This window comes from Novosphingobium sp. BAM6, assembly GCF_057784955.1.
This window is the reverse complement of the sequence record NZ_JBYNTR010000026.1, coordinates 1-8253: the sequence shown is the minus strand read 5'-3', so window position 1 is coordinate 8253 and position 8253 is coordinate 1. Positions and strand designations below refer to the sequence as shown.

At 59.7% G+C, this 8253-nt stretch carries 7 protein-coding genes; 2 read left to right on the top strand and 5 right to left on the bottom strand.

What is annotated here, in order from left to right; genetic code table 11:
• Positions 1 to 190 (top strand): hypothetical protein (locus tag AC3EC3_RS19640; RefSeq protein ID WP_488491258.1); only part of this gene is annotated, 190 nt, incomplete at its 5' end.
• An 89-nt stretch (positions 191 to 279) separates the two neighbouring features.
• Complete coding sequence (locus tag AC3EC3_RS19635) at positions 280 to 2082, top strand: ATP-binding protein (protein ID WP_488491260.1); 1803 nt, start codon at positions 280 to 282, stop codon at positions 2080 to 2082.
• Between the two features lie 28 nt (positions 2083 to 2110).
• Here the strand turns inward: AC3EC3_RS19635 and AC3EC3_RS19630 are convergent, their stop codons facing one another.
• The 5 genes from AC3EC3_RS19630 to AC3EC3_RS19610 all read right to left on the bottom strand — a co-directional run bounded on the left by AC3EC3_RS19630 (position 2111) and on the right by AC3EC3_RS19610 (position 7828).
• Positions 2111 to 2461, bottom strand: coding sequence for a response regulator (locus AC3EC3_RS19630; protein ID WP_260929112.1), 351 nt, complete (start codon positions 2459 to 2461; stop codon positions 2111 to 2113).
• Positions 2458 to 5802, bottom strand: a complete 3345-nt coding sequence (locus tag AC3EC3_RS19625) for a CheR family methyltransferase (RefSeq protein WP_488491259.1) — start codon at positions 5800 to 5802, stop codon at positions 2458 to 2460. The genes AC3EC3_RS19630 and AC3EC3_RS19625 overlap by 4 nt, the downstream gene beginning before the upstream one ends.
• Positions 5803 to 5915: 113 nt before the next feature.
• A complete protein-coding gene (locus AC3EC3_RS19620) occupies positions 5916 to 6482 on the bottom strand; it encodes a PAS domain-containing protein (RefSeq protein WP_488491257.1) in 567 nt (188 codons plus the stop codon).
• Between the two features lie 293 nt (positions 6483 to 6775).
• On the bottom strand, positions 6776 to 7366 hold the full coding sequence (locus AC3EC3_RS19615) for a PIN domain-containing protein (RefSeq protein WP_260929116.1): 591 nt from the start codon (positions 7364 to 7366) through the stop codon (positions 6776 to 6778).
• A 3-nt stretch (positions 7367 to 7369) separates the two neighbouring features.
• Entirely contained in the window at positions 7370 to 7828 is a 459-nt protein-coding gene (locus tag AC3EC3_RS19610; RefSeq protein WP_260929118.1) for an excisionase family DNA-binding protein, read from the bottom strand.
• Positions 7829 to 8253: the final 425 nt, after the last annotated feature.

Below are 8253 nucleotides of genomic sequence, written 5' to 3'. Positions count from 1 at the left end.
GTCCGAGAGCCGGATGCGGGAGATCTGCATGTCCGGTTCGATGAGCAGGGAGTGGAAACGGACCGTCTGGCAAGCCCCACAGGCGCGCCGCACGACACCGCGCCACTTCCTGACTCTACCGACGGCAGGAAGGCCGCAATGCTATCGCCGCGTATTTTGCCTGCAGCATTGCGCCGAAGACCGGATGTAATAGATGTGTGACCTAGGAACTCAGTAAGCCCTTTGCGCGTATTGCACCTTGATGCAGTGGGATAGCAAAGCTGTGGGGGCAAGTTCGTGATGTCGGCAAAAAGCAATCTGGCGATCCAGACCAACGAGCTGATATCCGGGCGAGCAGAGGAAGACCTATCCGATATCGAGCTGCTCCATCAGATCAGCGTCACATTGATCGGTGAACAGGACCGCTTCGAACTTTACGGTAAGATTGTCGAGGCTGCGGTCGCGATCGCGGGATCTCAGTTTGGCACAATGCAACTCCTATGCCCTGCCGGAGATCCGTCAGGCCATGGCGGCGAACTGCAGTTGCTCGCTCATCGCGGCTTACCCGAGCACGCCATCGAATTCTGGAAATGGGTCAAGCCTGCCGCATACAGCAGTTGCACCCTCGCTCTGAAGTTCGGCCAACGCGCAATCGTCCCTGATTTCGAAGAATGGGCCGATATCGCAGGCACCCAGGATCTGGTCGCATTTCGGCAGGCCGGAATTCGCTCGGCTCAGACCACGCCCCTCATTTCGCGTAGCGGCAAGCTCCTTGGCATGATCTCCACGCACTGGGCGCAGCCGCATGAACCCAGCGAGCGCGATTTGCGGATGCTGGACATTCTCGCGCGACAGGCCGCGGATTTGCTCGACCGCACGATTGCGGAAGAGGCTCTTCGCCAGCTCAACGAAACCCTTGAGATCCGGGTTGAGGAAAGATCTCGAGAACTCATGGCTTCCGAGGACCAGATCAGGCAGCTGCAGAAAATGGAGGCGATCGGCCAGCTGACCGGCGGGGTCGCGCACGATTTCAACAACCTCCTCACGATCATTCGCTCGTCAGCAGAACTGCTGTCACGGCGGGAGTTGCCGCTCGAAAAGCAGCGCAAGTACATCGACGCTATCTCGGAGACAGCCGGCAGGGCGGCCAAGCTCACCAGCCAGCTGCTCGCATTTGCCCGCCGTCAGCCCTTGCGGCCGGAAGTTTTCGACCCCGCTGAAAAGGTGGCCAGCATCTCGGAGATGCTGCGCACCGTGGTCGGCTCGCGCATCGACATTGATGTCCTTTCTTTGTGTGATCCCACTTTTGTCGAAGTGGATGCCAGCCAGTTCGAGACGGCGCTGGTGAATATGGCGGTGAATGCACGCGATGCAATGAGCGGTGAGGGTCGGATCACCATCTGCGTGGACACCGCACGGTCGGTCCCGGCCCGCCGCGGTCATGCAGCGGCGCAAGGCGATTTCGTGAAGGTCTCGGTTACGGATATCGGATCGGGGATGCCGCAGGAACACATCGACCGTGTGTTCGAACCATTCTTCACGACGAAGGAAGTCGGCAAGGGCACCGGCCTCGGCCTGAGCCAGGTTTATGGGTTCACCAAGCAGTCGGGCGGCGAGATCGCGGTCACCAGCGAAATCGACCTCGGAACAACCTTCAGCCTATATCTACCCCGATCGAAGGCAAAAATCGAAGACACCTGCCCGGAATTGCGGGGATCTGCCATCGTCACAGATGCGGAAATCCTTATCGTCGAAGACAATCAGCAGGTAGGGGACTTCGCTGCGCAGTTGCTGGCTGACCTGGGCTTCACGGCACGGCGTGCCGGAAACGCGCGCGAGGCGCTAGCCGTGCTCGAAACCGAACACGAAGAGATCGACATCGTGTTCTCCGACGTCGTAATGCCCGGTATGGATGGGGTGGAGTTATGTCGACGCATCCGTGCACGCTGGCCTGGCCTGACAGTGGTACTCACCAGCGGATACAGCCACGTGCTCGCCGACGATATGCGGCATGGGTTTCCCCTGCTACAAAAGCCCTATTCGCTTGACGACCTTGTACGCGTAATGCGCGATGCTCATGCACAGAACGGAAACGTCTTTTAGAGCCGCGCCCGATAGAGCCTGAAGATCATCACGCTGCCGCGCGCAGCAGGGCTTCGCGCAGGCGGCTGGGGGAACAGGGCTTTGAATAGACCTGGGCGTCGGGATAGCGAGTCTTCAGCTGAGTTTCGTCAGCATGGCCGGAATGGAAGATCAGCGGAACACCAGCATCCCTGAGCACGTCGGCGGCAGGAAACACCTCGCCATCCGGTAAGCGGACATCGAGAATGGCACACGTGGGAAGTTGCCGCTCGATCGCGGCCAAAGTTCCCGCAAGCGTTCCGCATGTACCTGCAACGGAGTATCCAAGCGCTTCGACTGTGTCTTCCAGATCAAGCGCCACGAACAGTTCGTCTTCAACAATCAGGACAGCGCACGTCATCCGGCAATCACCGAGCCAGGCAATTCCATCCGCTGCACCAGTTTGCCGCTTTCCACGGTGCGCTCGATACTCGCGCCGAGCTGACGGGCCGACGTGGCCACAAGCAACGTCCCAAATCCCTTGCCTTCCGTCACGTCGATCTCATTCTCGCCTGCTTCGATCCATTCCATCGAGATGGTTCGCTCGCGTAACGTCCATGTGATCGAAAGGCTGCCGGTTCGGGCGCCCAGCACGCCATATTTTGCCGCATTGGTTGTCCATTCGTGCAGGATCAGCGCGAGCGAGGACAGGGCCGTGCGCGCGACCGTGACGTCAGGGCCATCGATTTTGATATTTGCTTGACCCGAGTAAGGCGCCGTGGTCGTTTCGATCAGGTCTCTCAATGATATCGGTCGCGGCTCGCCAGCCGGGGCAGCCAGCGAATGCGCGCTGCCAAGGGCTGAAATCCGCTCGCGCAGGTCCAGTGATAAGCTCTGGACATCGTTGTGAGTTCGGCTCGCCGCAGCGATCATGCCGCTGACTACCGCGAAGAGGTTTTTGACGCGGTGGTTCATTTCGCGCAGCATCAGGCCGCGCGCATCGGCAAGGGCGTATTCGGCAGTGATGTCGATTGCGGCCCCCACCATGCGCAGCGGGTTCGAACCTCCGATCGTGCGCCCGAAGCTTTTGAGATAGCGGTCGGAGACAACTCCGTCCGTGTCCTGCTGGGGCACGCGGAACGTCACAGCGAAGTCTTCGGCGCCCGATGCAGTGCGGCGGAGGCCTTCCTCAACCGCCGCGCGGTCCTCGCTATGGATGCGCGAGAGCACGTCTGCCACCGTCACTTCGCCTCTGACCGGTAAACCCAACTGAATGCGATTGGTGCCATCGGGAATGAGTTCATCGGTTTTCTCGCAGTACTCCCAGACGCCAATGCCTCCCGCCGTGATCGCAAGATCGAGCCGCTCGCGCTCGGCAGCAAGATCGCTTTCCATAAGCAGCGCTACGGTGATATCGGTTAGCACCAGCGTGGCGCCGTCCACTCCCCCATGCTGCGTACGATAGGGGAGCACGCGCAGCGCCAGCGTGCGTCCCCCTTCGCGCGTATGGACCCGCCGCTGCAGAGCCTCGCCAGTTTCGGCAACCCGCAGCGCATCGTCGAGATAGCCGTTGTCGTCGAGCCGCGTCGCGACGTCTGCGAGCAGGCGCCCCCGGTCGCTGGGGCGCAGCGGAAAGATGCCGGTTGCGGCCTCGGTGAAGCTCCGGATGCGCAGGTTGCGATCGAGAACAATCACGGCAAGATCGGTAGATTCAAAGAAGTTACGTAGGTCAGAATTTGCGACGGTAAGCTGGTCGACCTTGCTCTTGAGCTCGTCGTTGACGGTGGACAATTCCTCGTTTGTCGACTGAAGCTCCTCGTTCATCGACATCATTTCTTCGTTCGAACTCTTCAGTTCCTCGTTTGCCGTCTCCAGCTCCTCGACCGCCGTCCGCAGCTTGTGGCGGGTAAGGCGCAGTTCCTCTTCCAGCGCCTCCATGTGATCGTCGCCGTCCTCGATCTCTGCTGCATCATGCTCATCGAAGGGGCGGAACGGCGCGCGGTCGCGGAACACGAGCAGAAGGGTGCCATCAGGCAGCGGCTCGCAAACCGCTTCGATCGGCTGCAGGCCGTAGTCCGACTTGACCTCAACTTCCCGCGCGACGGTGCGCTTCTTGCCGTCACGCGCCTGGCGCACGAGTGGCCCAAGCACGTCGCGAAGACCAGGCTTCGCGAGTGAAATGGCGTTGGCGCCGCCGGTACGGGTCACAGGAAAGTCGAAGTAGCGGCTCAACTTTCCGTACGCAGCCAGTACCGCGCCGTCCTGGTTCAACACCATTGAGGGCGGTGCATAGAGTTCCGTCAGCCGCTGGATGGCGATCTCATTTTCTGCGGCCCTGCGCCCGCCCTCCGCCCGGCTCGACACCTGACGTTGCCGCTGGGTATTTCGGTCGCTGGCGGGAAGATCGATCGGATAGCTTGGGCTGCCAGCGCCCCGCTCAAAGATGCGGGCGTGATGATCGACGGGAGGGAACAAATGATCGAAACGGCCGATGCTCTCTGACGGACCAAGGAACAGGTAACCGCCGGGCCGGATCGCGTAATGCAGGATCGGCATGACCGACTGCTGAAGGCGGTCATCGAAGTAGATCAGAAGGTTACGGCAGGATACTAGATCGATCCGCGAAAATGGCGGATCCTTGACGACGCTGTGATTGGAAAACCGAATGAGATCGCGGATCTGGTTCGCGATAGAGAAGCGCTCGCCGTGCGGGTTCGTCCATCGTTCGCGCAAAGGGCTGGGAATGTCGGCAAGCGCGGAAGCAGGATAGCTGCCCTCGCGGGCAATCTGCAGCATCTGTTCGTCAATGTCGGTCGCGAAAATCTGTACTGGGTTGGCGAACCCGTTCTCGCGTGCGGCATCTGCGAACAAAATTGCCAGCGTATAGGCTTCCTCGCCGCTGGAGCAGCCTGGTACCCAGACGCGAACTTCTTCGTCGGTCTCGCGGTTGCGCAAGAGCGGGAGGATGACTTTGGTTCGCAGCGCCTCGAACATCTCGGGATCACGGAAGAAACGCGTTACGTTGATGAGGAGGTCGCGAAACAGCGCCTCGCATTCGGCAGGATCGCTGCGTACCCGGTCCAGATAGGATCGCGCTGACGCAATGGAGAGCACGTGCATCCGCCGTTCCACGCGCCGCACGAGCGTCGAGCGCTTGTAGCCCGAGAAGTCGTGCCCCACCGCCGAGCGCAGGGTACCACACAGGTCATCGACATGATCGGCGACGAATTCAGCCTGCTGCTCGCGAGGCTCGACGCTGCGACGTTCGAAGAATGCGGAAAGGCAGTCGATGATGTCTGCTGGGCGCTTGACGTAATCCACCAGACCCGTGCCAACCGCCGAGACCGGCATGCCGTCGTAGCGCGCCGTTTCAGGCTGCTGGACGACGCAGACGCCGCCATGCTCCTTGATGGCGCGCAGGCCAGTGGATCCATCGGCCCCGGTTCCCGATAGGATGACGCAGGCTGCATTCGCCTGTTGGTCTGACGCCAAAGAGATAAAGAAGTCGTCGATCGGCCGACGCAGTCCGCGCGGTTGGGCGAACTCGGTCAGTTGCAGCCTGCCATCCTGTAGCGCCAGCCCTCGACCGGGTGGGATGATATATACCCGATCGGGCAACAAGGATTCGCCACCCTCACACTGCAACACATCGAGCGGGCACGCCCGGTCGAGTAACTGCGCGAGCATGCTTTCGTAATTGGGATCGAGATGCTGGACGATCACGAACGCCATGTTAGTGGGGCGGCGCGAGGCCGACAGCATCTCACGCAACGCCTCAAGCCCTCCAGCCGAAGCACCAATGCCTACGACCGGTACCGCTATCGGAGACGTGCCCTCAGAGTGCAACGCCACATGATCAGGTTTGTTGTCGTCGCTCAAAGGATCGAACTGTCGTCGAGGTTGGCGAGGGTCAGTTTGGCCTGTGCAATTATAGCGGCCGAATTGGCAATTGTGGTCAAGGTGCCCTCGACGATTATCCCGCTTTCTGCGGCAACGGGGCTTAGCAGGGTCAGCGTCTGGCTCAGTTCCCGGTCATAACCCTGAAGACGCTCTGGCTGGGCCCGGCTCACGTCGAACTGAGACGCAAAGATATATCGTGTCTCACCCGCCAGTGATCGGAGCCGGGACATGTAAAGCAAGTTGACGAAAGGCGTTCCGTCCTTGCGGAAGTTGAGGATCGGGGTGCGCACGTTGGGAGACAGGTCGTCTTCCAGAAAGGCGCGCAGCTTGGCCCGAGCTTCGCTCTCGTCGGCATCGCGCTGGAGCACGCGGCAGTTGTGTCCGATCAATTCCGAAGACGCGTAACCGGTCAGTTCCACGAACCTGCGATTCACCAGTGCCAGCGGGTGGTCTCCGTCAGGAAGAGCGAGGGCAAGCGCTATCGGCGAATTCTCGAAAAACGTCTTAAGCTCGTCGGGCACGCTCAGGTTTTGCACTTCCATGTCTCCTGCAAGCGTCGCTTGCACTTTGTTTCTCACCAACCCATCAATCCGATCGGGTTGCGCAGCCGTATGTGCCTGATTTGTGGAGTAGGGTCACGGGCCTTCTGCTCTCTCTGACGAAATTCGAGGCGAAAGTGCGCGGACCTGATGACGGCTCAACCATCGCGAGCCAGAGCAGTCTGCCAATCACTGTAGTAAGGAGCGATTACGATGAAAGCTGCCAGTCCGCACCTGGGAGCGTAAAATTGCCCGCTCAACGGCCGCATAGGGTCGGAGATGCTGGAAACTGACCTTCAGATTGAGCTGAGGTGGGGAGTAAGGACAGAAGCTGTTTCGAGCAGGCCGTTGGCTTCCAATGCCCGTAGAAAATCTTCAGGGGACATTTCAGGTCGCTTCAGGCGCTCCCGCATTTTTCGGATAGCTGCGATCGCCCGCCCCTCTTCAAGGGCAATAGTGTCGGCAATGAAGTCGTCGGCGCTTCGAGCCTCGATGTTGAGCTGGCCGAGGATGGCAGCTGGAAAATCTTTCAGATTCTCGGTGACAAGGGCTTGAGCTTGCGTTTTGACGGCAGCGGCGATGACGTGTTCGTCACCAGGGTCGGGCAAGCCAAACTGAGCGCTACCAATCAGTTTGAAGTCTTCGACCATGGCTTCCGGGAAAGCCGTCTGCATGGCCTTTACCGCTCGCATCCCTCGCGCCTCAGGATCATCGAGATCGCGCTCTCGCGCCATCTTGATCAGGGCAGCCTTGGTCTCGTTCAGGATGGGTTCTGACCAGCGGATGCGGAAAAATTCGGCTTCGGCAAGCGACAGCAGCAAGTTGCGCCGCCAGATACTGACGAGCGTACAGGCATCAATGAGGGCAGTGTAGCGGTTTGCGAACACGGTTCAGGCTAAGTCCGCATCGCCGCTGATGAGTTCGTCGAGGGCCCGCGAACGTTCATCATCGCGCTGCGCCTTATAGCGGAACACGTCATCGGCCCGAATACGGCGATGTCGTCCTATTAGAGTGTGGGGCATGGCCTCCTGCTCAAGCAGCTTGATCAGGTATGGACGTGACACATTGAGGAGGTCGGCGGCTTGCTGCGTCGTCAGCATTTCCTGGATCGGTACAAGTGTTACCGCGCTGCCGCTGCCGATATGGCGCAGCAATTCCAGAAACAGGTCAGACATGGCAGGAGTGAGAGTGATTTCGACACGCCTCTTTGATTCCGGCTCTTGGAGACGCAAGGTTGCTTCTCCCGACTTTTGGGCAGCAAGCATGCGACGAAGCTGGTTAGCGATCTGACGATCATCAGCCGACGGCATATGGCCGCCGAACGGCTCTGAATGTGCAGGCAACGTCATGGAAACTCTCCGTGGTAGAGCAATTCAATAGCGTATATTCGAAATAAACGCAACGAAAATTGGTTCCCTTGGGATGGGGGGGAACCTTCCCATCGGCCGTTTAATCCGTTGATGCTGGTCGCCGGGCCCTATTGGTCGCCCCGACGGGGAAAGCTGCCGGGCCGTACGTGGGCAATTAGATTCAGAGCCAGAGTGCCCGATAAGGGGCGGTACGTCTGCTTTGAAGCGTTCTACCGATGGCCGTCAGGGTCACAGGAGATGTGTCATGGGATTATCCGAATTTGATCCCGCTGCTCGCGAGAGGGTTGAACCGCACCGGGATTGCCGGAGGCCCTAACTCCTGAGAGTGAGGGTCTACGATGAGCAAGACGACGAACAAGTTTGCCCCTGAGGTTCGGCAGCGGGCGATCCGGATGGTACTGGAT

Bases quoted from the DNA above. Each gene is read 5' to 3' on its own strand.
- AC3EC3_RS19635 (WP_488491260.1), top strand. From the start codon at position 280: ATGTCGGCAAAAAGCAATCTGGCGATCCAGACCAACGAGCTGATATCC.
- AC3EC3_RS19630 (WP_260929112.1), bottom strand. From the start codon at position 2,461: ATGACGTGCGCTGTCCTGATTGTTGAAGACGAACTGTTCGTGGCGCTT.
- AC3EC3_RS19625 (WP_488491259.1), bottom strand. From the start codon at position 5,802: ATGCTGTCGGCCTCGCGCCGCCCCACTAACATGGCGTTCGTGATCGTC.
- AC3EC3_RS19620 (WP_488491257.1), bottom strand. From the start codon at position 6,482: ATGGAAGTGCAAAACCTGAGCGTGCCCGACGAGCTTAAGACGTTTTTC.
- AC3EC3_RS19610 (WP_260929118.1), bottom strand. From the start codon at position 7,828: ATGACGTTGCCTGCACATTCAGAGCCGTTCGGCGGCCATATGCCGTCG.